Source organism: Enterococcus sp. DIV2385, assembly GCF_051711925.1.
Classification (GTDB): Bacteria; Bacillota; Bacilli; order Lactobacillales; family Enterococcaceae; genus Enterococcus; species Enterococcus faecalis.
In genome coordinates, this window is the sequence record NZ_JBIONV010000001.1 from 1,612,483 (window position 1) to 1,639,408 (window position 26,926).

Consider the following 26,926-nt stretch of genomic DNA (forward strand, 5'->3'; position numbering starts at 1 on the left):
AAAGAAAGTAGACTACAATGAACCTAAATTTTACTTTTGGAGGTCCATAACATGTTTCCATCCTACCTAACGAATGAGCTAGAAATTTTATTTTATATAGTGAAGCGAGCTCATACGTCATTAAATGAAATTTCTTCCAATTTAAAAATTTCAAAAAGAACGGTCAAGGAAAATCTGATAAAAATAAATCAAGAATTCGAGGATACTTATCAAATCCAACATTTTATTGTCTCTAACAATAATGGCATTGTTTGTGTAAATCCAGCGTACCGAAAAAGCGCGGTCGAATACGCCTACACGTTAAAACTCAATCTTTTAAAAAACAATGTACAATTTAATTATTGCGTACAATTGGTCACACATTCTTCCATTGATAAAAACGAATTAATTAAAGTTTTATATATTTCTGAACATTATCTGGTAAAAATCACGAAACAACTGAATAACTTTTTTAAAATTTTTGATATAGTAATCGTTAGTATTAAGGGTATTTATCAATTAACTGGCAATGAATTATCGATTCGAGTGTTTTCTTTCATTTTCCTACAAGATTCCTTTCAAGAATTGGCTTGGCCTTTCTCTAAAATAAGTCTTGAAGAAATAAAAAAAAGTCTACCCGATGAACTTCTTGAACGATCCTATAAAAATGTCCGAATGAAGAAAAGAGCGTTTTATATTTTATATGCGATATTTAAAACTAGAACAAGTGCACAAAACTTCTTAAAGATGCCGCACTCTAAAAACCTGCATTCTTTTTTTATTCTGATCAATCAATACAGTCATGTGACTTTATTTTTTCTTGAACACTCCTTCGCTGACATTCAATGCGAAACAAGAAAAACTGAAATTTTATACTTTAATTTTTTATCTCGCATTTTTATTCCTTATATCTTTTCGGAAAAGCAAACGAAACAAATAGAAAAATTATTTATAGAATCTAACCATCCTTATTGTGTCTTATCAAAAAAATTGTTTAAGCAAGTAGCCTACTTACTGACAAATCAGCATGATTATCAATACGTTTACTATCTTTCTATTTTTAATGCTTGGTACTTTTTAACGGAGGGCAATTATTATACTTTTTTAACACTTTATTTACCGCAGCCAGAAATTTGTACTCCGTCAGATGTGGCATACTTTAATCGAATAAAAGGAACGGTGGCAAAATTAGTTCACCAAGAAACGCATTTAGAGTTACTCAGTCAACTGCTTTACACATTGTCTGTGTCCGAAAAAAAAGTACAAGTGAGAATCTATTTACAAATTATCAAAGATTTTTATGCAAGTTATTTTATTAAAACACGGTTATCCTCCTTATATAATACAAACGCAATCTCTATTACCGAAGACTTCACAAATGCGGATATCATCATCACAGATTCCTTCGAAAAAGCTACTTCTAATCAAGATATTTTCTACTTAGATTCCATTGAAAATGAAGAAAGTTGGCATGAGCTTACAGAATTTATTCAACAAAAATATATGGCTAAACTTAATGTTGGCTTATAATTGTGAGTTTTCTTAAAAAGAGCAAATTTGAAAAAAAAATTTAGAGGTGTATACTAGCAGAGGAATAATTTTTTAGCTTTTAATAAATTTTTAAAGAAGGAATGTTTTGTGAAATTATCTATCAAAAAATTTTTTGAGGTCTTCTTAGAATCGTCTTGGGCGTATAGTCGTCCTATACTAACTTTTGATACAAGACAGAACTGGTTTGCCCTTGTTCTTAGTATCATTATTGCAAATGCTGTTGGTGCTGTTCTAACAATAGTCTTTCCTTTCGCTTTTGTTTTAGTAAATGTTGGTAGCTTTTTGGGCACTGTAATTTGTGTCTTACCACGACATAGCTCTCCACAAAGAAGTGCCATAGATGGTATTTTAATGATTTTTCTTGGTGCCAGTCTGGGGATACTTTTACAGTCGTCAAGTATATTCATTATTTTATTATTCGTCCTTGGTTTGTATTTTTCAGGGATTGTAAGAAACTTTAGTATTGGTCTGTATATTCGATGTCTCTTTGGGACCATTTCTTTACTAGCTGGTGCGCAATTAAAAGGCAATTTGTCTATTGGTCAAACTTTTGAAGGTCTGGGTGCAATAATTTTAGGTATGTCCATCCTTTGTTTGTTCTATTGTCTTTATTCTAAGCCGCAAAATAATGAAGCACGAAAATTAGTAGCCGATTTATATGAACAATTATATTTATTAGCACAAGGAAAACCCGCACGCTATGTCCATTTCAGAATAAAAGTACGCGAATCTGTTGAAACGATGCCATGGGTCAATCATCAAAAAACACCATGGATTTATCCCTTGGTTTCACAAGCAGATGCAATTGCAGGCTCGTTAGATTCAACCAATGCAGCTGAAAATCTTCCTGCTTTAAAAGCAATTCTACTCTTTTTAAAAGGAGAACAATTAACCCTGCCTCTTCAAGAATTTGCTTCAGCAAACACCGAAATAAAATCAGCAATCCTTTTGATACAAAACAAACAATCCTCTAAAAAAATCTCATTTAAATCTTTCTTACCCACAAAAGAAGGACTTGCAGAAGCCAAAGAGATCCTTCATTCTTACAAAGGCAGCTCTGCTAGATTCGCAATTCGTTTAGCTTTAACAGGTTTAGTTTGTCATTTTTGTTCGCTTATTCTTAATTACATGTACCCTTTGCCTTTAGCTAATCACGAATTCTGGGTAGTTATTTCTGGTTGTTTAATGGTTATGCCAGGTTATCATGGTACACTCGGCAAAATCACTTCAAGAACTATTGGTTCTATTTTAGGTGGTTGTTTAGGCATCTTTTTGTCTCAATTAATTGCTAACTTAACAAACCTAAATCCTTTATGGCCAATGCTATTGTCTTGTTTGCTAGTTATATTGTATGAAACCGTCCGTAAATTAAGTCAAGCATTTCTAATGCTAAGTGTGACCACTTGGTTAACTTTCACATTAGGTGGTAGTTCTGCAGGCTATACAAGAGTTTTTGATGTAATTATTGGTGCGTTGATTGCTTTTGTTATGTTTTTTATTTTCCCAACATGGCATAGTCAAGTATTACGTAAAAATATCAATAGTTGGTCAAAAACGATCAGCTCTATTTTGCTAGCGTTAATCAATGAAGAGACCACGTTACCAAGTGATGCTTGGGTACTAGCTTATCGAGTACAACGTAGAGTAAACTATTCTATTCAAGAAATTGTTCTTGAATCTCCTATTTATAGTAACGATGCCTCTGCTGAAAGCTTAATGCAACAAAAACAACTAAATGATCAACTGTTGGAAATGCAAACTGCTATGGAAGAGCTTCTTTTAGAACTTATGAAAACACAACACTACTTAAAAAAATTAACGCCAGTTAGGCCAGACACACTAAACACTGAGTTATTTAACTATTCACAGCAAATACTTTCACTCACGAATCCCAAAAATAAGCGACTAATCAACCAGTCCAAACAATCCATTTATTTTCCTCAAATTGAACAATCACTGGTAATCTTAAAAAATTCTACAGCTAATTTCTTTTTAGCAAATATCAAATGATTAAATAGACAAAAAGCCTAGGAAAAATTCAAAGGGAATTTTTCCTAGGCTTAAAAGTTGATAATCTACTGGCAGAGTAATCAATGAAAACAACCGACCTAATCGAGCAGAAAACTTGGTTTTTGTAACGGAATACCCCTGTCCTGACTCCGTTACACCGACTCAATTTTATAAACTTATCTGTCTAACATTCACAAAAAACTTTTTTTTCAGTTTCTGTGAGGATATCATTCATTCGGCCAGATTTAAATCCTTCTAAGTCAAAAGTTACATAATTAAATCCTTGTTTTTTAAGATAATCTGCAATTTTTTCTCTGTTTTCTAATAACAGAGAAAGTTTGTCTTCTGGAATTTCAATCCGTGCTAAATCATGATGTGCTCTGACACGGACAATTGGAAAACCTATTTCCCGTAAATATTTTTCACTAGCAAATACTTGATCAATAGCTGAGCGTGTTAACTTAATGCCATAAGGAATTCTTGAAGCAATGCTACATGAGGCAACTTTACTCCAATTGGAAATACCTGCGTCTTTAGCAAGTTGACGTATTTCGATTTTATATAATTTAGCTTGTTGTAGCGGACTGATGACCCCTTCTTGATCTCTTGCTCTTAATCCAGGACGAAAGTCAGTATTATCATCCATAATCATCCCATCGGCAAGAAGATCAAATCCCTCTTTCTGAATAGCCGAACGAATAGTTTTATATAATAATTTTTTACTGTAGAACCAGCTATTAGGGTTATTTGCAACGATTCTATCATCCGCTAATTCGCTCATTTCAAGGCCTAACACATTTGCTCCCAATCCATTAGCTAAATCGACCGCTTTATCAAACTCATCATCAGAAAATAATTCTGAATTTACAACAACCGCAAGTACATTTTCAGCACCTAAAGTGTCCAAAGCTTTTTTTAGCAAGTAAGAGCTATCAATTCCACCTGAATATGCAACAGCCAACTTATCCATTTTTTGTAATTCGCGAACTAAATTTTGTTCTTTCGTTTTCATGACAGACATTTAAACCATCTCCTATTGATTTTCTTTTACATAATTAATTATAGACATCTCCACATTAGAAAAAATCACGATTCATAGTATCAATTATTGTCAATATTTGTACACTTAATACCGTTTTAAATGTTTTAACAAGTTAGCATTGGCTTCTATCTCTTCCTTTGAGTACCTTGTGACAGCCGAATCAAACAATAAAATGGAATCAGCTTCCTCGCAAATACTCAAATAGTCATGGGTGGAAAGGATAATTGTTTTACCAAGTTGATGCAGATTTTTTATTATCTTTTTAAATAATTTTTCCGATTCTTTTGTCAACCCAGCAAACGGCTCATCTAATAAATACACGTCTGGATTCATTACTAACAGACTAGCAAAAGCCACTTTTTTCTTTTCTCCTCCCGACAATTGATAAGGCACTTGATTGCTTAAATGGGTAATTTTTAATAAATTCAAACAATCATTAATTCTTTTTGCTGTTTCATGCTCGGATAGTTGGAGCTGTCTAGGGCCAAATGCCAATTCGTCATAAACTGTCGCATTAAATAATTGTGTGTCCGTCTCTTGAAATAATATACCCAAATGAGCATAATACTTCTTTTTATGAATAGGGTCTTTTTTCCAGGCCGTTAATGATTGTTCCATAAAATAAATCGTTCCCTCGGAAGGTTTTAAAAAACCTGCGAGCAAATTTAAAAAAGTGGATTTTCCACTGCCGTTATCTCCCATCAAAACCAGATATTCTCCTCTGGCTATTTCCAAATTACAAGGCGAAAAAACAGGCTTCGTTTGATAGCGATAAACCAAATGATTTACTCGATACATATTAGTTCCTCCCTAAATAAAGCAACCCCCCGAAAAATAAAAGATAGGCAATACTAACCAAAAAATCTTTCGTTTTTAATGGTTGCTTTACTCGATAATATTGACCAGTATATCCTCTTGCTTCCATCACCATGTCCAACTTTTTCCCATACGTAAAAGATTTTAAAGAAATAAGACTGATTAAATTACTACCCGTACTCAACTGGATATTCCCACCAACTGCTCTAGCTTCTACAGCGGCAAGCAGTTGGATTAAGAGATTTCCAAAGAAAAAGATATATTTAATCGTAATATCTAATTGTAAAAGTATTATATTCGGAAAATGAAAGATTTTTAATGCTGCTATAAATTGATTCATGTTGGTTGTTTCCATATATTGACTAATCGCTATGGCTAAAAAAAACAAATGAACAATAAATAATAAACTAAATTGACCTAAAAAAAAGATCGGTAAATAGATAATCAGCGGCATCAAAATGAGGATACTAGCTTTTTTGACAATGTTTCGTAGAATAGTTGGTTTTTCAACTAAAAGTAACATGCCTAGGTAGATGCCTAAGAGCCACAAAACAAGAACTTTTTGTGTTGTGCTGATTAAAACAATTAGTAAAAAAGTACTGATCAGTTGAATTGCTGGGTGTATATCACTGAGAATAGTCTTATTGCGTTTCCCACTCACCTGAAATTTATTTAATAAAAAAAGGATTCCTTTTCGATTTTTAAGCATAAAGGTTTCTTTTTTATTAGGTTCAAAGGACGTGGAAGATTCTTTCATCCATTCAGGCATCAACTTTGCCTTCTTCCATTAAATAAACGAAAAATGAGTAAAAAAACGATTATGGCTGTTACGCCACTTAAAATATAGCCAAGTGCTAATGGCAGTCCTGGAATAAAGTAATCACTGAAAAGTGCATGAAATGAAAAACCATTCACCATACCTTTTGGTTGTACCGCAGGCAAATGATTCTGTTTTAAATTCTTGACTAATTCAGATAAATCCCATTCACCCCAAGCGGTGGCATGATCAATCAAACCTAATGGACATAAAATTACCATGACCAATAACAGTCTCTTTAATCGCAACAACGGAGTCCTTTTCTTCTTTTCTTCGATAAAAATTGCATCTTTTGACACACTTTTTACAAAATTATAGACACACACGGTGAAGAGACCTTCAACAATCCCTATTACTAACAGATGGACACTCATCATTGCTGGTATAGTTATAGAAAGACCATATGGGTTATAAAGTGGCGTACCATTCGCTTCATGGAATAGTAAGGGTTGGATACCTAATAATACAGAAGTAGAAAATGCCGCCACATTTACACCAAGATACCCAGCTAAGAAAAGACCCATTGTTTCAAATTTTTTTACACGCGTAACTAGCTTATAAACTCCATATCCCACGAATGGCATCACAAACGCCATAGAAAAGGCGTTTGCACCAAAAGCTAATATACCACCATCACCAAATAAACAAGCCTGTAATAGTAAAGCCACCGAAACAGACAGCGTCGCGGCCCAAGGTCCCATCAATAATGCGATGAGAACAGCCCCAACAGCGTGCGCAGTTGTTCCACCAGGTACTGGCAAATTAAACATCATTATTAAAAATGACAAGGAGGAGGAAATCCCTAACATGGTCCCTGTATCTTTTTTTAATTTAATTTGAACGTCAACTTTTTTTACCGCGCGGTACCAGACAGGTACCATAATCGCGCCCATCACTGCGCAAGTTTGTGGGCTTAAATAATTTTCTGGAATATGCATGTTCGTCAGACTCCTATCTTATCGATCAATATAATCAGCTAAATAACTTTGATCGTAAATCACAATTTTTTGTTTTTTGATATCGATGACTTTTTCCTCTTTTAAATCATGGATAATTCGGTTTACGCTATTTCTCGTTGAAATCCCGCAAAACCCCGCAATATCCTCATTAGTTACTTGAAAATCAATTAATATTCCTTCCTCTGTCTGTACACCAAACAAATCAATTAATTGGTAAATAAAAGTACAAACAGCCCCTTTCTTACCATTCATTGTCATATTCTGTAAGGAACTAATACTCTCCGATAATTTTGCTCGGTAGTAATCCCGTACATAATCTTGAAGAACAGCATCTTCTTTAACATATTCCCAAAATACAGTCCTTGGTATCCGATAAAAGCTAGCCTCTTCCGACTCAATGCGGATATTAAAAGGAGCAGATGTATAATTTGATACTTCATCACGTAACAATGAAATAATGTCAGGAGACACAATATACGACAGATTAAATTCTCTTCCATCCTTTAAAATAATACTCGTCTTAACGACCCCTTTCTTTAATACATAGGTGTACGCTTCCTCCAATCCATGATAAGCGAGATAAGTATGGCGTTTTTTTTTGATAATCGGTGTCTTCTTTCTATCTAAGAAAGCTGTAAGATAATCTGACTCCATAATTGTCACTCCTTTGACTAAGTTTCTGTTTGATTCGTTAACTATTATAAACACTCTCACCAACCTTTTGTTAGCAAATGTTACCCACAATAAGGACTGTGTGATTCCTAAATTTCATTATACTTAGTCTCGTAAAATATTACTTAGGAGATGATTGCTATGGTAGAAATTAACCTACCTTATGACAAGAAAATGATTACTGCAAGAATTCCCGATAAAAATTTTATTGGGCTTCTCGAATCAAAAGCTGAACATTTTTCAAATCCATATACTGAGAAAGAAACAGTCGAAAAATCGCTGGACAATCCTATTGGAAGCCTTCCATTAGAAGAATTAGCTAAGGGTAAAAAAGACATTGTCCTCATTAGTTCCGATCACACACGTCCCGTTCCTTCACATATTATCACCCCAATTATTTTGCGTAGAATTCGTTCAGTGAACAAAACAGCTAGAATCCGGATTTTAGTTGCTACAGGCTTTCATCGCCCTTCTACACGAGAAGAACTGATTAGCAAATATGGTAAAGCGATTGTAGAGAATGAAGAAATCGTTATGCATATCTCTACTGATGATTCCTCAATGGTCAAAATCGGTCAACTACCTTCAGGGGGCGATTGTATCATTAATCGCATTGCAGCAGAAGCAGATTTACTGCTGGCCGAAGGGTTTATTGAATCACACTTTTTTGCAGGATTTTCTGGTGGACGTAAATCTGTTTTACCTGGAATTGCTTCTTATAAAACCATCATGGCTAACCATTCTGGAGAATTTATTGATTCCTCCAACTCACGGACAGGAAATTTAACGGATAATCCGATTCATAATGACATGGTCTACGCTGCCGCTAAAGCGAATCTAGCTTTTATTGTTAATGTCGTTTTAGATGGTGACAAAAAAATTATTGGTTCCTTTGCAGGCGATATGGTTGAAGCGCATAAAGTTGGTTGTAACTTTGTAAAAGAAATTGCCCGTGTCAAAAAAATACCTTGCGACATTGCGGTTTCAACGAATGGCGGATTTCCACTTGATCAAAACATTTATCAAGCAGTTAAAGGGATGACCGCTGCAGAAGCAACCAATAAAGACGGCGGTGTCATTATTATGGTCGCTGGATGTCGTGATGGTCACGGTGGTGAAGGTTTTTATGAAAATATTGCCAATGTTAAAAATCCAAACGAATTTTTAGAAGCAGCCATCCATACACCACGATTAGAAACCGTGCCAGATCAATGGACTTCGCAAATTTTAGCGCGAATTTTAGTTCATCATCATATAATTTTTGTTTCAGATCTTGTTGATCCTGAGCTTATCACTTCGATGCATATGGAAATAGCAAAAACGTTTGATGAAGCATTAGAGCGAGCATTTGAAAGAGAAGGTCTAAATGCAAAAGTGACTGTGATTCGAGATGGCTTGTCTGTCATTGTAGAATAATGATCCTTGAGAAATCAGGAATAAGGAGCGTTGTATTATGCAACCGAAAGAAATTTTAGGAGCTTTTAAAGAGGGAAAATTATCTTTAGAAGAAGCAACAAACAAATTAAATGGCTTTTGCGAATTAGACTTTGCAAAAATTGATACGCAGCGCAAAGAAAGAACTGGGTATCCAGAAGTCGTTTATGGGGAAGGGAAAACAATTGAGCAACTCATCAAAATTATCAATAGCTTAAGAAAAGAAAACAATACAATCTTAGTTACTCGCGTTTCACAACAAAAAGCCCAGCCTTTAGAGTCGAACTTTCCTCATGGAACCTACTATGAACTTGCACGTTGTTTCGTTATCAACCAAATGGAGACTACAACAAAAAACTATATTGCGATAGTTACTGCTGGAACGTCAGACATGTCCGTTGCTGAAGAAGCAGCAATCACTGCAGAAACTTTCGGGAATCAAATAAAACGTATCTATGATGTAGGCGTTTCTGGCATTCATCGTTTGTTCGCTCACCTAGATGAGATTCAACAGGCTTCGGTGGTTATTGTGATTGCAGGCATGGAAGGCGCACTGGTGTCCGTGTTAGGCGGACTAGTTAGCGTGCCAGTGATTGCCGTCCCTACTAGCATAGGCTACGGCAGCAATTTCCAAGGACTGACTGCTCTTTTAGGAATGCTAAATAGTTGTTCCTCTGGCGTTAGTGTAGTCAACATAGATAACGGGTTTGGTGCCGCTTATAATGCAAGTATGATTAATCAAATAAAGGAGTCTTCACTATGAAAAGCTTATTTTTAGAACCATTTTCTGGTCTTAGTGGTGATATGTTAAATGGATTGTTGCTTGACTTAGGCGGGGATTTAAACAAACTGTTAATCGAATTAAAAAAACTTCCCATCGATGGGTTCACCATTCAAGCCCAACGAATTGCTAAAAGTTGTATTTACGGAACAGATTTCGATGTTCTCCTACAACATGGAAAAAAGGATTACGGTATAAAACACAGTCTCTCTCCTCACCACGAAAATGAACATCATGAAACGAAAGAACATGCACATCATCATAGCCATTCTAGAAATTTAAAAGATATTTATACATTAATTGAAAAAAGCGACTTGTCCAATTTTGTAAAAAAACATAGTAAAAATGTTTTCTATGACATTGCAAAAGCTGAAGCTGCTGTGCATCAACAAACAATTGACACTATTCATTTTCATGAAGTAGGAGCAATTGATTCAATTGTTGACATCGTTGGCTTTTTTATCCTATGGGAACAGTTAGAGATTGAACAAGTCTATTCAACGCCAATTACAGATGGAAGTGGTACTATCACAATTGCCCATGGAGTCATGCCAATACCAGTTCCTGCGGTGATGGAATTACGTAAAGAAACGAATTTAATCATTCAACAAGACTTTGAGATAAAAACTGAACTTGTCACACCGACTGGCTTAGCTATTTTTAAAGAACTTAGTCCTCTATTTGTCGCACCAGAACAACGATTAATTGAAAAAATAGGTTACGGATTTGGCAAACGGGAAACAGGCAAGTTCAATGCCCTCAGAGGATCAATCTTTACTGAAACACATAGTAAAAAAAAGAGGACAGAACACCATGACCAAGTCTTAAAAATTGAAACAAATATAGACAATCAAACACCTGAACAGTTAGGTTACGTAATGGATCTATTATTGGAACATGGTGCTCTAGATGTTTTTTTCACGCCCATTCATATGAAAAAAAACCGAAGTGCCATTCTATTAACGGTTTTAACAACAACAGAAGAAAAAGAATATTTTACAGAACTACTCTTTAAACATACTTCTACAATTGGTGTACGTTTTCAAACAATGGAACGTAGTGTGATGGACCGTTCTTTCAAAATCTTGGAAACACCTTTTGGTAAGGTCCATATTAAAAAAAATCATTATCATGGCCTATTGAAAGAGTCTATTGAATACCAAGATTGTGAACGAATTGCTAAACAATATAATTTTACAATCGAGGAAGTCTATCGCCTCGTCCAAACATTAAATAACAAAACTATTGATTAAAGGAGCTTTATCTTATGTTTCATCATATCTTATCAGAATTTATGGGAACTGCATTAATGATCGTATTTGGGGTAGGTGTTCACTGCGACGATGTCCTAAAACGAACAAAATACGCTGGTTCTGGTCACATGTTTGCAATCACTACTTGGGCTTTTGGAATCTCTGTTGTTCTGTTCGTCTTTGGCAGAGTCTGTATTAATCCAGCAATGGCCCTCGCTCAAGCTATTTTAGGAATGATTCCATGGTCTTACTTCATTCCCTATGTCATCGCTGAAATGTTAGGCGGCATTTGTGGCGCCGTCATTGTTTATATTATGTATGCTGATCATTTCAAGCTATCCGCCGATAGTGTCGATCCAATCGCCATTCGTAATATTTTTTCTACAAATCCGAACCAACGAAATTTACCAAGAAACTATTTTGTTGAAACTTTTGCAACGTTCATTTTTTTAACATCTATTTTAGCGATTGCACATTCCTACGAAACACAACTACCCATTGCTGTTGGTTTGCTTGTTTGGGCAATCGGCATGGGGCTAGGTGGTACTACAGGATTCGCAATGAATCAAGCACGTGATTTAGGTCCTCGTATCGCCTATCAACTTTTACCAATCAAAAATAAAACCAATAATGATTGGCAATATGGGTTGATTGTTCCCGGAACTGCACCGTTTTTAGGAGCCATTTTTGCGACACTTTTCGTAAAATTTTTCCTAAAATTCTAATAAACCAACTAAATTTCTAAAACAAAAAAATATATAAAATAGAAGCTAGTCTCTAAATTTCTTCTATTTTATATATTTTTATTTTAATCACAAGATTTTTTCTGTGTCTTAGAGAGTAAGAATTTAATTTATTAGCTTTTTCGTCATCGATTTTCTGCAAAAGCCAGTTTGCTCTAACAGTTAGAGTCCTTTTTGGTGATTGTTCAGTAAGTTAATCCTGGATTGAAAACACCTAATAAAACGCCAACGAGAGAAATAACAACTAAAATAAGCATCGTCCAAATAGCGGAAACATGTTTTTTGGACATTAACCACCAACAAAACAAGGTAACAAGTATCGTTAATAATCCTGGATAAATACTGTCAATTTTATCTTGCAGTTTAAGGAAAACTTTTCCGTCAGCACCTATTAATTTAAAAGAAGTAGTCACATTTACCCAAGATGCAAGGACCCCACCGACAACCATACTACCAACAACTCCGATAGCAACTCTAACGGCGGCTCCTTCTTTCCCAACTAAGAAACTTACTGCTTTATCGCCAAAATGATAGCCTCTAAAATACAAAAAGCGTTGGCCAAAATAGGAAATTAACGTCCAAACAATAATATAAAATATGGCACCAATTGGCGAACCGCCCGTGGACATTCCTAAGGAAATTCCTAACAAGATAGGAATTAAGGTACCATCAACTAATGAATCGCCAATCCCTGCAATTGGTCCCATTAATCCTGCCCTCATATCATTAATGGTTTCTCCATCAATTTCATTCTTACTTGCTCTAGCCTCTTCCATACTAGCAGTCACACCAACAATGACCGTTCCAAGCATTGGATTTGTGTTAAAAAAAGCTGTATATGCTTGAATGGCTTTCACTTGGTCTTCATGTTTTGGATAAAGTTTTTTGATAATAGGAAGCATTGAAGAAAGATAGCCGAAGGTTTGCATATGCTGTTGTGAAAAACAAGTTAACGCTCCCCAAAACCATAAATGAAAAGAATGCTTTAACGTTTTTTGGTCTAATTTATTTGCTTTCAACTCTTCCATCTCATATGTCCTCCTCTTCATCATCATTCGTCAGACTTCCTGTTGAATCAACCAGTTTAGTATTGTTTTTAATCAAAGCAATTTTATAAAAAATTACAGCAAAAAGAAGCGCAATAATCGTTATTGAGACTAAATTGAGTTTTAATGAAGCAGCTAATGTGAACCCTACAAAAAAAGGTACAAAATCAATGTTCTTATTAACAATTTGACGTAACAAAATTGCAATTCCCACACACGGAAGCATGCCACCTACAGTAAAAAGCGTTTTCATTGCAAGACCATCCATAGGTAATGCATCTCTCATTGCTGTAACAGCCGTAGCCCCAAAATAGGTTAAAATCACGGTTGGCAAAAAGGAAAAAAGTAGATGAGAAATCCACGGCCAACCAAAATTAATGGCATATAAATGATCAAGCTTGCCTTTTTTTATATCTTTCCAACCAAACGATTGCCAAACTAAATTTAACGCAGCAACAGAATAAAATAATACCGTTCCGATCGTTCCAACTAATGTGCCGACCGATTTAGCCAGGTCGGCTGCAGAGCCGCCAAGTGGATCTAACCCTTTGGTCGAAATCGCCACCATCGCCAAAGGAATCCCGATATATGAAATTGCCCGCACATCAGCAGACACTGTGCCTCCAGGTGTGACCAAAGCAATGTAAACTAATTGCATTGCTACGCCACAAGCGATTCCTAATTTTAAATCTCCTAAAATAATGCCACAAACTAATCCGCCGACTAAAGGACGCCCAATCGTATAATTTCCCACCGCTTGTCCAGCCATACAAGAATTTGAACACAGACAAGCAAATAGGCCTAAAATAGCCGCTTGTATCCAGTTGATTGTCATAATACTACTCTCCTCTTTTCAAAACTTCTAGAATCAGTAACCAAATTTAGCTTTAAAATGCGCCCAAGAACCAATTCGTTGATCAGGTAACAAGGCAAAATCCACTTTGTAACCAGCATTTTCAATTTCTTCAAAAGCCGCTGCTTCTTCTGCTGTAAAGGATTGGTTATCCCCTAATTTAATTGTCCCTTCGCGATCATTCCCCGGTCCAACATTAATCATTTTTACTTCACTTGGAACAAAATGCCAATCCACCAAAATTTTTTTCATATCCAAAGGGCTCTTTGTAATCAAAAAGTATTTTGACTTAGACGCTAATACTTTATCCTTTACATCAAAAAAATGCGCCATTGTCCAAATAAAGGTTTTTTTATCTTGTGCAGCTGCTTTATATGCCTCCTTTAAAATAGGGTTACTTGCTGCTTTGTCATTCACAGCTATAATGCCATCACAAGGCATTTCTTTAGTCCAACGTAAAGTAATTAAGCCATGAATCATTCGATCATCGATTCGAACAAAAGAAATTGACATGTTCATCTTCTCCTTTAGATATCCTCTTCAGTTACATCGTCTTCAGTTACAGTTAACTCTCTAATACCATGACAAGCATCTGCTACTATCATTTTTTTCAAATCAGATAATTCACTAGTTTCTTTCAATAGAAGCGCATTTAAAGCCATTGGAAAATTCACTCCTCCAACAATCAGAGAATTTTCTAGCATTTTTTGCTTATCTAATACTTTACAAATAGTAGCAAGTGGACTCCCGCCTACAATATCAGCCAAAACGATTAGCCTCGTTTCCTGCGGTAATTTTTCAACTTCACAAAGAAACCGATTACCAAAATTATCGGTAGATTCACCAGGTTGTAAGCCAAACACTCTGACTGTCTCTATCTCATCGCCAGCAAACATCCCTAATGAATTTTTTAACCCTCTAGCAAAATCGCCATGACTGACCAGAACTAAATAAGTCATTTCCTCTCACCTTTCTTAACATTTCCACTTCAAATTTTTTTAAATCACCTCTTTTTAAGAGTCCATAATACAACTTTTATAAAATGAAAATACTTGCTTCGTTCGCCTCACACTCCTTTGATAGCATGAATGTTTAACAACAGTACCTTTCTAAAATTAAAGTCATTCACTAAAAAAGTTCTAATGAATTTGGCTGTTGTAGCTTGATGACAAGGAACAATGACTTTCTTTATCCATAAAAACATTTAGTTGATTACGCTTAAAAAAATAAATAATATAGCAATTCCCAAAAAAGTTGCTTTTGAATAGTCCCTTTTCTAAATTTATTGATTCATTTTTTCAACTATTAGGTTAGCAAAGTCCCAACACACATTCCACCCACAATAGGTGTACATAGTTGTACATTATTCGGAGTTAATCAACTCATTTAAGCTATGGTAAAATAACTATATATCACTCCAATTTTCTAATTATATAGGTCATTCCAGGTCATCCTCTTTTGGATACAACAAAATGAACTTATATCGAATCTATGGTTTTATGCTCTTAATAAATTAAAAAGTAAAGTAGGGATATTTATATGTCAGCAAAAGAAAAAACGATGAAATATGGATTGGTAGGCCTCTTTTTGGGGATATTGTTATTAGCTCATCTAGATTTATTAGCTGAAAATCTTAGTTATCTTCTCTTAGGATTATTACTTTTACTTGTTGCATATCTAATCTTGGTAAAAAAATTTTATTTTTTCTCAAACTTGATTCCTAAAAATACTACTGATATAAATTTAGGTAAAAAATATGGTATGGCTTCTGGCATCGGCAGTTTAGTTATCGGGATTATTTTAATAATTCTGGGACTATTTTTATAGAAAAATAATTACTAAAATAAAACAAGCAGCGAAACCATAAAAAGTACACGAGTTCTTTTCTCGTGTACTTTTTATGGTTACCTGTATAGCCTTCAATTTGTTCCTTTGTTACTTCTTTTTCTTGATAATGCTCTTTACAGTGCTACGTTAAAACAGCAATAAAAATTAATGAAGGGGAATTTAACTCAAATACCAATGATTATTATTTAAGACCGCTTTCTCAAATAACCCTCATTGATTACGTACTAATCGTGATAGACTCCTCGTTGCCATTTATCTAAAAATTCATCGAAAAAGTGCGCATCTTGTTGTTCTGGATGTTGTTTTTCAACTTGATTAATTTTTTCAATTAGTTGTTCGTTGTCTTCTGTTGGATGATAGTGTGCTTCAATAAAGGCAGCAGCGATATCACAGATCAAGAATTCTCCTGTTATTTTCCCACCGAAACCAATAACATTTGCGTTCAATTCCTCTTTCGCATACAACGCTGTAGTCATATCGCGAACTAAAGCAGAACGGATACCCGGCACTTTGTTAACCGCATTGTTAATTCCAACGCCTGTTCCGCAAATACATATACCCAAATCAGCCTGATTGCTCATTACGGCTTCTCCCACTTTTTTTCCGAAAATAGGATAGTGAGTTCGAGTAAAATCATACGTGCCTACATCTAAAATTTCATATCCCTTTGCTTTCAAAAAATCAGAAACTGCTATTTTGGTATCCGTCACAATATGATCACAACCAATGGCAATTTTCATAAAAACGCTTCCTTTCTATTATTTGTTAAGCCATTTTATTTAACATATCTACACGTATTTGATGACGCCCGCCTGCATAATGACCTGTTAAGAATTCTTTTATTATGTTTTTGGCTAGTTCCGTTCCAACAATTTTTGCACCCACCGTGATCATCCGAGCATTGTTGTGTTCTCGCGCCATATATGCAGAACGCTCATCTGACAACTCAGCGACAATCATTCCTTTAATTTTAGCAGCAGTCATAAAACTACCTGCCCCATAACCATCAAAAACGATTCCTAAACTTTCAGTATCCTTTAAAACTTCATGAGCAACAGCAAGCGTTGCTTCTATAAAGTCTTCCGAAGCACTTTCACTTTTATCGATTACCTCAACTTTTTCTTGCAATAAATATTGTTTCATTTCTGCTTTTAATTTTATTCCATCTAAATCTGAACCAAGTATGACGCGCATTTTATTTTCCTCCTTACCTCGTGTATCTACTATTAAAATTCTGTCCCTTTCTTTAAACTCAAATCCCCTTCTCGAAAACATAATAAAACAATATCGAACTTTATTCAACATTTATTTTCTTTTTTGTTTATTATTGTTTAATATTGTGTTGACATCTTTTTGAAAGCGTTTTATATTATACTTGTAAATAAATAATAATATATTAAAGAAACGAGGGGTTCTATGGTTATTAAAACATCGATTTTTTCATTAGATACTACCTATATTTCAAACAAAAAAACACAAGAAGAAATTTTTGAAGAAGTTTATTTAGACTTGTTAAAAAAGAAATTAGTTACACCTGATTTTCTAACTAATTTATTGGAACGAGAACACAACTATCCGACTGGTTTAAGTTTAACACCGATTGATCCTGCACTACCGAATATCGCCATTCCGCATACCGAAAGTACCTTTGTACGGACGACAAGAATTATCCCGATTAAATTGAAACAATCCTTATCATTTCATAACATGATTATCCCAGATGAAACGCTCTCTGTTTCCTTTCTTTTCATGATTTTAAATGAAAACGGTATTGAACAAACGGGTCTTTTAGCGACTATCATGGATTTTATTAACACGACAGACCGTTCATCACTATTGGCTTTTTTTCAATTTGAAGATAAAGAAGAAGTTTATCGTTTTTTACAAAAAAATTTTAAAGGAGAGATTTAACATGATCAAAATTTTAGCTGCATGTGGGGCTGGGGTAAACTCTAGCCATCAAATCAAATCTGCATTAGAAACAGAATTATCTAAAAGAGGCTACCAAGTTTCTTGCGATGCCGTAATGATTAAAGATATTAATCAAGAGATGCTATCCCATTATGATATTTTCGCCCAAATCGCCAAAACAGATTTGGGTTTCCCAATCACGATTCCTGTAGTTGATGCAGGCGCAATTCTTTATCGAATTCCAGCAATGGCTGAACCTGTTTATCAACAAATGGAAAGTATCATTCACTCTTTAAACAAATGATTTCCTTTTTAGACTAATTACTTACGCTTCACTGTCAACAATAACAAAACTAAGATAAAAATTTTGTTATCTTAGCTTATGAAGGAGAAAATAAATGAATACGATTATTGACCTAGCAAATACAATTTTTAAACCTTTAATTGATTTAGGTGCTGCTCCTTTAATGACTATTGTTTTAACACTGATTGCCCTTTGTTTTAAGGTAAAACCCACTCGCGCATTAGAAGGTGGTCTTAAACTAGGAATTGCTTTAACTGGTATCAGTGCTATTATAGGAATTTTAACTACTGCTTTCTCAGATGCAATGGCCTCTTTCGTAGAACGTACAGGAATTTCTTTAAATATTACTGATGTTGGTTGGGCACCTTTAGCCACCATCACTTGGGGATCTCCTTACACCCTTTACTTTCTTTTAATTATGGTGATTGTCAATGTCATTATGTTAATTCTAAATAAAACAAACACATTAGATGTGGATATTTTCGACATTTGGCATCTATCGATTGTTGGTTTATTTGCTATTTTTTGTGGCGCAAACTTAATAATTGCAACAATCTTAGTTATTTTCATAGGTGTTTTAAAAATTATCAATTCTGACTTAATGAAACCAACGTTTAACGATTTACTTAATGCCCCAGATACCAATCCTATGACTACCACACATATGAACTATATGATGAACCCAATCATTATGGTTTTTGATAAAATTTTTGATAAGCTTTTTCCTTGGTTAGACAAATACGATTTTGACGCTGCCAAATTGAATAGTAAAATTGGCTTTTGGGGATCAAAATTTGCCATCGGGATTTACTTAGGGATTTTTGTGGGTCTTTTAGCTGGCCAAACACCCACGCAAATTTTTTCTCTATCCTTTACGGCTGCAGTCTGTTTGGAACTATTCTCTTTAATTGGAACTTGGTTTATCGCTGCAGTTGAGCCTTTATCCCAAGGGATTACTGATTTTGCTTCGAATAAATTAAAAGGGCGTACACTTAATATTGGTTTAGATTGGCCTTTCTTAGCTGGTCGTGCTGAAATCTGGGCAGCAGCTAACGTATTGGCTCCAATTATGCTATTAGAAGCCATTGTCCTACCTGGCAATAAACTTTTACCACTTGGCGGAATTATTGCAATGGGTGTAACCCCTGCTCTACTAGTAGTTACAAGAGGTAAACTCATCCGAATGATTATCATTGGAGCAATCGAATTACCTTTGTTCTTATGGTCTGGTACCCTAATTGCACCGTTCGTTACCGAAACCGCAAAAAAAGTTGGCGCTTTCCCAGCGGGTCTAAATAATAATACTTTAATTTCACATACTACCATGGAAGGGCCAATGGAAAAATTCTTAGGATACTTAGTCGGCAATGCATCACAAGGTCAACTCGAATTTATTTTATACGCATGTCTGGCGCTAGTCGCCTATCTACTGATTTTCATTTGGTATGCAAAACAAATGAAGAAGCGAAATATTATTTATGCTCAAAAAGCTCAATAAGGGAAACTAAAAAGAAGAGGTGCATCTGCACCTCTTCTTTTTAGTAAATCACCCTGACAACTTTTTCCAATACTTTAGATGTGTCAAATTTATCTTTATTTGTAACTACCGCTGTCACTTCTTCTAATTGATAAAAAGAATAAAAATCCTGTTTCTCTACTTTAGAAGTATCCATTAACAAATATTTTTCTATTGAGTTATCTAATGCAATTGCTTGTGTTTGTCCTTCTTCAATAGTCGCTGTCATAATTTTATTATCTTTTAACGCATTGCAACTAAAAAATGCTTTATGAAAATGCATTTCTTCTAATGCTTTATTAGCGATTTCACCAAAAAAAGATTTAGTTAAAAGTCGCATTTCTCCACCAACCAAATAAATGGTCAACGCATTCTTTTTTTTACTTAACGTTTCAAACACAGGCAAACAGTTTGTTACTACTCTTAAATGTTTAAATTCCATTGCCTCGGCCAAAAGTTCAATAGTTGTTCCTGGTCCTAGGAAGATAGTTTCTTCTTCGTGAATTAAACTTAATGCTTTTTGGACAATTTCTTTTTTTTCAACACTATTAATAATTTGTTTATCAGCATGAGACAATTCATGTGGACGATATGTATTTAAACTGCTAGCTCCTCCATGTACTCGTTTTAAACGCCCCGCTGCTTCTAATTCTGTCAAATCTCTACGAACAGTCATATCCGAAACATTTAATCGTTCCATAATTTCAGTAACTTTGATTGCCCCTTTTTGATCTACTAGAGAGACTATCGCATTTAATCTTTCTTCTTTTAGCATTTTCATCGCTCCATTGTTAGTATATCTTTTATTCTACGATAAAATACTTACTATGAATACTAAAACATTTCTCCATTTATTTTAACATGAACGACGATTCGTAAAAAAATGACGATTTAGCCTATCTTTATATAAACAGATATCACTTCAACGATTGATTCAGATCTATTTGAGCCTAGTCAAATAGAGATCTAGCATAAAAACTTCCCAGAAAAACATCCCCCACTCTGAGCACCTCTATCCAAAAAAATAGCACATAGGCAAAGGCAGGCTGCTTATAAAAAGGTAAGCAACCCGCCTTTGCCTATGTTTAAGTAAACGATGTATTTCCCCTATTACTGATTCAAAGTCCTTAAAACTTTATAATCACTGTTTTGCACGAGTAAAACGCTACTTGGGTTATCGGGATAAGAAGCATTGCCATCAAACGATACAACAACAGTATTCGTACCAACTTTCGTGAATTGTGTATATGAGCCCCCAGCACCGCCCACGTTGGCAAAATGTAATGTCAAAGTGTCGCCTTTTGTTTCTACCTCGCGCCAATTTGCCCGCTGATAGTTATGCCAGTCAATTTGAGTTGAAATTTCGTTTGCCGTGTTTTTATACATTCCTTCATAAAAATCAATCGCTTCCTCTTTTGAAGACCACGGATTGACTGAAATATTTGGGATTTGTTCTTTAGTAATTGACGGGGCACCTACAATTTTTTCAAAGCCAGCCCTCAACTCTGCGTTATCTGTTGCTCCAAAATATAGATAGCCATAAGGATCTCCTTGATTTTGCATCGTCACTAAAACTAAGGGCTGATTGTTAACGATGGTGAATAAATACAAATGCTTTTGCATTTCTGGTTGCGTTTCTGCATCAGAGTAAACAGCAACTAACGCATATCCATCCTTCACTTGTCCATTTTCAGACCATTCTAAATAAATGGGATGCTGACCAATCGCTGGTTGCATAGTAACATTTCCTACTAGACCATCAGGCGCTTGGACGCCATTAAAATTGATTGAATTTCCTGGTGTATATTCTTTATACGTTTGGTTCATCCGTTGCCCCCAATCAGCCATAAATTGTTGTAACTGTGCTTTTTTTTGCACAGACCACAACTGATTTTCAGCTTTACTAGAAGCAGAAGAATTACTTTGAGTCGTACTAGATTTTGACTCCGTGCTCATTTGACTTGCTTGGCTGTTGTTAACGGTAACAGGTGCTTTCATTTCTGATGTTGCTGTCGGCTTGCTTGCAGTGCTATCACCACTTTTGTTGGAAGAACATCCTGATAAAATACTCAATAAAAGACCTATCAAGATTATTTTTTTCATTGGGAATCCCTTCTTTCTGACAAGAATACTGTACTACTTTTCCACTTTTCTCACCAGCAAAACTCGACTAAAAACGGCTATATTTATTTGTTATTTAATTGTCAATTTAAGTTGATTGTAAGCATCCCATAACCAAGGATGCACAACTTTAATATCGTGTTTCAAAATATAATCGATATAGAAATATGCGGCATTTTTTAAAGAACAATTTAAAGCTTGTAATAAACCATCTAAGTATGGTGGCTTCCCTTCTTGATCCCACTTTATTTTATCAGCGACAAACAAAACTAAATCTATGTCCGAATAGTTTTTCTTCAGTGTTGTATGGCATTCAATAGCTGATAAAATTTCATTGTCTTCAATACCAAAATCCATTTTCGCAATAGACTTAGAAATTTTTTGATGAATTATCATTGGAAAGGCCATTTCTGCTTCGTTTAATTCAATCCCATATTTTTGTGCGACACTAATTCTCTGATTATTTGGATAAATCGCAGAGATATCGTGTAAATATCCTGCAATACTTACTTTTTCTGGACTAGTTAAATATTTTTCACCAAGTTGATAGGCATACTCTCCAACTTCCATACAATGATAATACGTCTTCTCACAGTTTTTACTCACTAAATATTGTTTAATTTCATTTTTCAACACCTGTTGATGATCCATTTCCACAGCCCTTTCTCATTCCGATTACTCTTCTAGATAAATAAAGTATACTCCTTTCATCCTCTAGCAACCTTTTATTTTTTATTAAATAAACAACTAACTAAATTGAAAAAATTGAAACTTTTTGGTCCTCAAATTCGTCTATAACTAATAGGACGTTCAATTTTGTATAACGTGGAGGTGTATTTTTTAACTTTTTCATTAACCAAAGAGGAGTGAAAGTATGCGACATAAGAAAAGAAAATTCAAAATAAACGGGTATGTATTATTTAGTGCGTTAATCCTCATTGTTCTTGTTTTCATTCAAACGTTCCTATTAACTCAACCCAAGATAACAAGTAAAAATGATGATACTACGCAGACATCGACTAAAAATTCAACTGCAAAAAAAGATTCCCCGACCAAGTTAGAAAAGGAATCAACACACATGACTATTTCATCAAAAAAATATGCTTACTCAGCAGACAAAATCAGAAAATATATAACTGGAGAAGAACCTTACAAAGGTGAAAAATTAGTATTCTTAACCTTTGATGATGGCGTTAATAATCAAATAACCCCACAAGTCCTAGATGCATTAAAAAAGTATAACGTCCACGCAACTTTTTTTCTTGTAGGAAATACCCTAACTTCCGAAAATCAAAAGATAGTGAAACGCGAAGTTGCAGAAGGACATTCAATAGGCTTTCATAGTTCAACTCATGATTATGCAACGTTATATCCAAACGGGATTGTCAACACTGAAGAAATACAAGCGGAAATAGCAACCATGGAGAACTCTCTTAAAAAAATATTGGGCGAAACATTTCAAACAACTCTCTGGCGATACCCAGGAGGTCATATGTCATGGGGAGGTACAGAAAAATCTGATGAATTATTCAAACAACTTGGCATCCATTGGATTGACTGGAATGCGATGGTTGGAGATGCGGAGCCGTTAGACAGACAGCCTACTACAGTCGCAGAAATGCTCGCTTTCCATCAACATTCACTTGAGGTCTATCCAGATTATAATATTAGAGTAGTCTTAATGCATGATTCAGTAGATAAGGAATTAACAAAACAAGCATTGCCACAATTAATAGAGTTTTATCAAGCAAATGGTTATCAATTTGGTGTCTTATATTAGAGCAACTAGGAACACTAAAGGAAGCATTTCTAGTCTTAGTCAATGTTGATTTTCCACTTAATTACACAAAAAAACACCCTCTTGCTGAGCAAGAGGGTGTTCGTTTGTCGAATAGTAAAGATTAACGACGGATTTCTTTGATACGAGCTGCTTTTCCGTGTAATGCGCGTAAGTAGTAAAGTTTTGCACGACGTACTTTACCGTAGCGAACCACTTCAATTTGAGCAACACGTGGTGTGTGTAATGGGAATGTACGTTCCACACCAACACCATTTGAAACTTTACGTACTGTGTAAGTTTCGCTGATTCCAGCACCACGGCGTTTAATTACAACACCTTCGAATAACTGGATACGTTCACGAGTACCTTCGACTACTTTCGCATGAACGCGAACAGTGTCACCAGGGCGGAACGCAGGAATATCCGTACGTAATTGTTCTTGTGTTAATTCTTGAATTAATGGATTCATTTTATCCTTCTCCTTATTCCCAAATATTCTTATGGTCACTTCTGCCACAGCGGAATATTGTAATAGTTAGAGCGCATTGCACTCACCAAATTAGTTTACCACAGACAAAATAAGCTGTAAAGATAATTTTCTTGAAAGTTCCCTTATTTTTGTTCTTCTTGTTTAATTTCTTCTAATAACTTCAACATTTCAGGCGTCATTTCTACTGATTCCAACATGTCAGGTCGACGCAAAAAGGTCCGTCGTAATGATTCTTTTAGTTGCCATTCTGCAATTAATTTATGGTTACCATTCGTTAGCACGGCAGGGACTTCCATATCGTTGAAAATAGCAGGTCTGGTATATTGTGGGTGCTCTAATAGGCCAGTGGAATGTGAATCCGTTTGTGCAGAAAGATTGTTACCTAAGACATCAGGTAATAAACGGACTGTCGCATCAATCATGACCATTGCGCCTAATTCGCCCCCTGTTAAAACGTAATCCCCCAATGAAACTTCATCTGTAACCATCGTGCGAATTCGCTCATCATAGCCTTCATAATGTCCACAAATAAAAACTAAATGTTCTTCTTGTGAAAATTCCTCGGCCATTTTTTGATTAAACGGTTTTCCTGCTGGATCTAATAAGATGACCCGTTTTGGTTGCTGGTTTGTCTCTTCTTCAATTGCCTTTAGGTTATCATAGATCGGTTGTACTTTTAAAAGCATCCCCGCGCCACCGCCATACGGATAATCATCGACCGTTTGGTGTTTGTTATCTGAAAAATCGCGAAAATTAGAGACATTCAATTCTAATAACTGCTTTTCCCGAGCTTTCCCAATAATTGATTCCCCCATTGGTCCTTCAAACATTCTAGGAAAAAGAGTTAATACATCAATTCTCATCGTCAATCAATCCTTCTGGAATGTCCACATCAATCCGTTGATTTTCGACATCGACTTTTGTAACAACGCCTTCAATATACGGTAAAAGTAAATCTTTTTTCTTTGGTCGTTGGACGACCCACACATCATTCGCACCAGGAGATAAAATTTCTTTAATTTTTCCCAGTTCACTACCGGTTTCATCATAAACAGTGGCACCAATGATTTGGTGATAATAAAATTCGTCCTCTGCCAACTCAGCGAGATTGTCTTTTGCAACTTTTAAAATACCGTCACGATATTTTTCAACATCGTTAATATTTGGATGTCCTTCAAAGCTTAAAATGTCAAAATTCTTATGCTTGCGGTGGGACTTCACGACCAATTCAATTGGTGCTTTTTTCTCTTGAAATAGCAGTAAGGTTGCTCCTTTTTGATAACGTTCTTCTGGAAAATCCGTTTTCGAAATGACCCGAACTTCTCCTTTGATTCCTTGTGTGTTCACAATTTTTCCTACATTTAAATAATCTGTCACGTGAAAGCCTCTCTTCCTTGTATTTCATCTTTCCTATTCTACCATTTCTTACGCGCAAATTCTATGAAAAAACAAAGGCCAACTTTTCCAGTCAGCCTTTGTTTTTATTAATTCGTTAAACCAGTTAATGTGCCATAAATTAAAAATAAATTCAATAACGTCAAGGCAATTGCAATAATCCAAGCTAAAAATTTCACCCACGCTGGATTCGCAAATTGGCCCATTAATTTTTTATCACTTGTATACATCGTTAAAGGAATAATCGACACTGGCAAAGCAATACTTAGGAAAACTTGCGTATAAAGTAACAAGTCTTCAACAGCCGTTTCGCTACCGCCATAAATAATGACACAGATAATGACTGGCACAATTGCTAACAAACGAGTTAACACTCGTCGTGCCCACAACGGCATTTTTAAATGGATAAAGCCTTCCATTACAATTTGTCCTGACAGCGTACCTGTAATCGTTGAATTTTGACCCGAAGCCAGTAAAGCAATTGCAAAAAGAATACTTAACACTGGGCTAGCAATATTACCAACAATATCTGGATTTTTCAGAGCATCAAATAAATCAACAAATTTACCTAATTCACTGTTGGTTCCATAAAATAATGCTCCTCCTAAAATTAACAACAAACAATTTACGACAAAAGCGACAGTTAATTGAATATTTGAATCCCAAGTAGTGAAACGAATTGCTTTGGCTTTCTCAGCATCATCGTTACGATCAAATTTCCGTGCTTGCGCAATGGAAGAATGCAAATATAAGTTATGAGGCATGACTGTCGCTCCAACGATCCCCAAGGCTAAAAATAACATGGATTTATCTGTCGCTATTTTTGTGTCTGGAATAAAACCTCGTAATACTTCACCAACATTTGGATCTGCTAATGCCACTTCATAAGCAAAAACAAAAAAGATGACTGCAATTAAACAAGAAACAATTGCTTCGATTTTGCGAAAGCCTAACTTTGTCAGTAGCAAAAGTAATAAAACATCAAACGTTGTTATCAACACACCAATTAATAATGGAAAACCAAATAATAATTGCAAAGCCACGGCACCACCAATTACCTCAGCGATATCTGTTGCCATTATGGCTAACTCCGTCACCACCCACAAGGCAACGCCCGTTCGTTTACTTGTATGCTCTCTAGTCGCTTGGGCTAAATCCATTCCTGTCACGATTCCTAAGCGCGCAGCCATACTTTGTAGTAACATGGCAACTAAACTAGAAAGCAAAATCACACTAAGTAACGTGTACTTATATTCCGCTCCGCCAGCAATTGACGTAATCCAATTTCCTGGATCCATATAACCAACAGCTACTAAAGCGCCAGGTCCGCTATAGGCTAACAAAGTTCGCCAAAAGCTAGCATTTTTAGGTACCTCGACGGTATTATTTATCTCTTCTAAACTAGGTCCATTTGCATAATTAAGCATTTTTTCCGTTTTCTTTTCTTTCATCCAACATCCCTCAATCTATCTTGTTCACACATTTCACTTTTAGGTACACCTAAAACTAGTTAACATAATTATAGTCTTCTTATTCTTCGTTGTAAACTGTTACATTCTAATTTTTTTAAGCACTTTCGCTATAAATCGTTTGGTTTTTACCAAA

General features: G+C 35.3%; 29 protein-coding genes. 11 read left to right on the forward strand and 18 right to left on the reverse strand.

Translation table 11 applies throughout. The features are described 5' to 3' along the window. Positions 1-51: 51 nt before the first annotated feature. Positions 52-1,509, forward strand: coding sequence for a helix-turn-helix domain-containing protein (locus IGM04_RS07890; RefSeq protein ID WP_002394536.1), 1,458 nt, complete (start codon positions 52-54; stop codon positions 1,507-1,509). A gap of 108 nt (positions 1,510-1,617) precedes the next feature. Continuing rightward, on the forward strand, positions 1,618-3,540 hold the full coding sequence (locus IGM04_RS07895) for an FUSC family protein (protein ID WP_086317951.1): 1,923 nt from the start codon (positions 1,618-1,620) through the stop codon (positions 3,538-3,540). A gap of 184 nt (positions 3,541-3,724) precedes the next feature. Here the strand turns inward: IGM04_RS07895 and larE are convergent, their stop codons facing one another. From larE to IGM04_RS07920, 5 genes are all read right to left on the reverse strand, one after another. Next, on the reverse strand, positions 3,725-4,561 hold the full coding sequence (larE, locus tag IGM04_RS07900; RefSeq protein ID WP_085443893.1) for an ATP-dependent sacrificial sulfur transferase LarE: 837 nt from the start codon (positions 4,559-4,561) through the stop codon (positions 3,725-3,727). A 105-nt stretch (positions 4,562-4,666) separates the two neighbouring features. Continuing rightward, positions 4,667-5,380: an ABC transporter ATP-binding protein gene (locus IGM04_RS07905; protein WP_086317952.1), complete on the reverse strand. Its 714-nt coding sequence runs from the start codon at positions 5,378-5,380 to the stop codon at positions 4,667-4,669. A gap of 1 nt (position 5,381) precedes the next feature. Then, positions 5,382-6,167, reverse strand: coding sequence for an energy-coupling factor transporter transmembrane component T family protein (locus IGM04_RS07910; RefSeq protein WP_010819448.1), 786 nt, complete (start codon positions 6,165-6,167; stop codon positions 5,382-5,384). Next, positions 6,167-7,153 (reverse strand): cobalt transporter CbiM, encoded by a 987-nt coding sequence (cbiM, locus tag IGM04_RS07915; protein ID WP_002361997.1) that lies wholly within the window; start codon positions 7,151-7,153, stop codon positions 6,167-6,169. Before cbiM ends, IGM04_RS07910 begins: the two co-directional genes overlap by 1 nt. An 18-nt stretch (positions 7,154-7,171) precedes the next feature. Further along, positions 7,172-7,828, reverse strand: a complete 657-nt coding sequence (locus IGM04_RS07920; protein ID WP_010710262.1) for a Crp/Fnr family transcriptional regulator — start codon at positions 7,826-7,828, stop codon at positions 7,172-7,174. Between the two features lie 159 nt (positions 7,829-7,987). Between IGM04_RS07920 and larA the strand changes: the two genes are divergently transcribed. From larA to larD, 4 genes are read left to right on the forward strand one after another with little or no spacing between them, the layout of a single operon-like run. Continuing rightward, on the forward strand, positions 7,988-9,262 hold the full coding sequence (larA, locus tag IGM04_RS07925; RefSeq protein WP_002361999.1) for a nickel-dependent lactate racemase: 1,275 nt from the start codon (positions 7,988-7,990) through the stop codon (positions 9,260-9,262). 37 nt (positions 9,263-9,299) lie between these two features. Next, positions 9,300-10,043, forward strand: coding sequence for a nickel pincer cofactor biosynthesis protein LarB (gene larB / locus IGM04_RS07930; RefSeq protein WP_002379543.1), 744 nt, complete (start codon positions 9,300-9,302; stop codon positions 10,041-10,043). Then, complete coding sequence (gene larC, locus IGM04_RS07935) at positions 10,040-11,314, forward strand: nickel pincer cofactor biosynthesis protein LarC (protein ID WP_086317953.1); 1,275 nt, start codon at positions 10,040-10,042, stop codon at positions 11,312-11,314. Before larB ends, larC begins: the two co-directional genes overlap by 4 nt. 14 nt (positions 11,315-11,328) lie before the next feature. Continuing rightward, complete coding sequence (gene larD, locus IGM04_RS07940; RefSeq protein ID WP_086317954.1) at positions 11,329-12,039, forward strand: D/L-lactic acid transporter LarD; 711 nt, start codon at positions 11,329-11,331, stop codon at positions 12,037-12,039. 203 nt (positions 12,040-12,242) lie between these two features. Here larD and IGM04_RS07945 read toward each other — a convergent pair whose 3' ends face one another. From IGM04_RS07945 to IGM04_RS07960, 4 genes are read right to left on the reverse strand one after another with little or no spacing between them, the layout of a single operon-like run. Continuing rightward, positions 12,243-13,112, reverse strand: coding sequence for a PTS system mannose/fructose/sorbose family transporter subunit IID (locus tag IGM04_RS07945; protein WP_002401402.1), 870 nt, complete (start codon positions 13,110-13,112; stop codon positions 12,243-12,245). Next, positions 13,087-13,938: a PTS mannose/fructose/sorbose/N-acetylgalactosamine transporter subunit IIC gene (locus tag IGM04_RS07950; protein WP_002357194.1), complete on the reverse strand. Its 852-nt coding sequence runs from the start codon at positions 13,936-13,938 to the stop codon at positions 13,087-13,089. Before IGM04_RS07950 ends, IGM04_RS07945 begins: the two co-directional genes overlap by 26 nt. A gap of 33 nt (positions 13,939-13,971) precedes the next feature. Then, positions 13,972-14,469, reverse strand: coding sequence for a PTS system mannose/fructose/N-acetylgalactosamine-transporter subunit IIB (locus IGM04_RS07955; protein WP_086317955.1), 498 nt, complete (start codon positions 14,467-14,469; stop codon positions 13,972-13,974). A 14-nt stretch (positions 14,470-14,483) separates the two neighbouring features. Continuing rightward, a complete protein-coding gene (locus IGM04_RS07960) occupies positions 14,484-14,915 on the reverse strand; it encodes a PTS sugar transporter subunit IIA (RefSeq protein WP_086317956.1) in 432 nt (143 codons plus the stop codon). A gap of 580 nt (positions 14,916-15,495) precedes the next feature. Here IGM04_RS07960 and IGM04_RS07965 point away from each other — a divergent pair. After that, on the forward strand, positions 15,496-15,783 hold the full coding sequence (locus IGM04_RS07965; RefSeq protein WP_086317957.1) for a hypothetical protein: 288 nt from the start codon (positions 15,496-15,498) through the stop codon (positions 15,781-15,783). A 245-nt stretch (positions 15,784-16,028) separates the two neighbouring features. Here the strand turns inward: IGM04_RS07965 and lacB are convergent, their stop codons facing one another. Both lacB and lacA read right to left on the reverse strand, forming a co-directional pair. Further along, a complete protein-coding gene (gene lacB / locus IGM04_RS07970; RefSeq protein ID WP_002374591.1) occupies positions 16,029-16,544 on the reverse strand; it encodes a galactose-6-phosphate isomerase subunit LacB in 516 nt (171 codons plus the stop codon). A gap of 25 nt (positions 16,545-16,569) precedes the next feature. Next, positions 16,570-16,998: a galactose-6-phosphate isomerase subunit LacA gene (lacA, locus tag IGM04_RS07975; protein ID WP_002357188.1), complete on the reverse strand. Its 429-nt coding sequence runs from the start codon at positions 16,996-16,998 to the stop codon at positions 16,570-16,572. Positions 16,999-17,220: 222 nt separating this feature from the next. On the opposite strand from lacA, the gene IGM04_RS07980 reads away from it, so the two are divergent. From IGM04_RS07980 to IGM04_RS07990, 3 genes are all read left to right on the forward strand, one after another. Further along, entirely contained in the window at positions 17,221-17,715 is a 495-nt protein-coding gene (locus tag IGM04_RS07980) for a PTS sugar transporter subunit IIA (RefSeq protein ID WP_086317958.1), read from the forward strand. 1 nt (position 17,716) lies between these two features. After that, a complete protein-coding gene (locus tag IGM04_RS07985; protein WP_002357185.1) occupies positions 17,717-18,019 on the forward strand; it encodes a PTS fructose transporter subunit IIB in 303 nt (100 codons plus the stop codon). A 94-nt stretch (positions 18,020-18,113) separates the two neighbouring features. Further along, complete coding sequence (locus IGM04_RS07990) at positions 18,114-19,517, forward strand: PTS galactitol transporter subunit IIC (RefSeq protein WP_002357183.1); 1,404 nt, start codon at positions 18,114-18,116, stop codon at positions 19,515-19,517. Between the two features lie 40 nt (positions 19,518-19,557). Here IGM04_RS07990 and IGM04_RS07995 read toward each other — a convergent pair whose 3' ends face one another. The 3 genes from IGM04_RS07995 to yqeK form a co-directional block, all read right to left on the reverse strand. Next, positions 19,558-20,310 carry a DeoR/GlpR family DNA-binding transcription regulator gene (locus IGM04_RS07995; protein ID WP_002369238.1) on the reverse strand — a complete coding sequence of 251 codons (753 nt, stop codon included), beginning with the start codon at positions 20,308-20,310 and terminating at the stop codon, positions 19,558-19,560. Between the two features lie 335 nt (positions 20,311-20,645). After that, the gene (locus tag IGM04_RS08000) at positions 20,646-21,638 is read right to left on the reverse strand and encodes a DUF4767 domain-containing protein (protein WP_086317959.1); all 993 of its coding nucleotides are present in this window, start codon (positions 21,636-21,638) and stop codon (positions 20,646-20,648) included. A 90-nt stretch (positions 21,639-21,728) separates the two neighbouring features. Next, on the reverse strand, positions 21,729-22,307 hold the full coding sequence (gene yqeK, locus IGM04_RS08005) for a bis(5'-nucleosyl)-tetraphosphatase (symmetrical) YqeK (RefSeq protein WP_179189128.1): 579 nt from the start codon (positions 22,305-22,307) through the stop codon (positions 21,729-21,731). 223 nt (positions 22,308-22,530) lie between these two features. Here yqeK and IGM04_RS08010 point away from each other — a divergent pair, with 223 nt between their 5' ends. Continuing rightward, entirely contained in the window at positions 22,531-23,436 is a 906-nt protein-coding gene (locus IGM04_RS08010) for a polysaccharide deacetylase family protein (RefSeq protein WP_002378417.1), read from the forward strand. Between the two features lie 121 nt (positions 23,437-23,557). On the opposite strand, the gene rplS is transcribed toward IGM04_RS08010, so the two are convergent. The 4 genes from rplS to IGM04_RS08030 all read right to left on the reverse strand — a co-directional run bounded on the left by rplS (position 23,558) and on the right by IGM04_RS08030 (position 26,772). After that, positions 23,558-23,905, reverse strand: a complete 348-nt coding sequence (gene rplS, locus IGM04_RS08015) for a 50S ribosomal protein L19 (RefSeq protein ID WP_002357176.1) — start codon at positions 23,903-23,905, stop codon at positions 23,558-23,560. 143 nt (positions 23,906-24,048) lie between these two features. Next, positions 24,049-24,789 (reverse strand): tRNA (guanosine(37)-N1)-methyltransferase TrmD, encoded by a 741-nt coding sequence (gene trmD, locus IGM04_RS08020; protein ID WP_002381776.1) that lies wholly within the window; start codon positions 24,787-24,789, stop codon positions 24,049-24,051. Then, positions 24,779-25,303, reverse strand: a complete 525-nt coding sequence (gene rimM, locus IGM04_RS08025; protein WP_002360070.1) for a ribosome maturation factor RimM — start codon at positions 25,301-25,303, stop codon at positions 24,779-24,781. Before rimM ends, trmD begins: the two co-directional genes overlap by 11 nt. A 107-nt stretch (positions 25,304-25,410) precedes the next feature. After that, the gene (locus IGM04_RS08030) at positions 25,411-26,772 is read right to left on the reverse strand and encodes an Nramp family divalent metal transporter (RefSeq protein ID WP_002360069.1); all 1,362 of its coding nucleotides are present in this window, start codon (positions 26,770-26,772) and stop codon (positions 25,411-25,413) included. Positions 26,773-26,926: the final 154 nt, after the last annotated feature.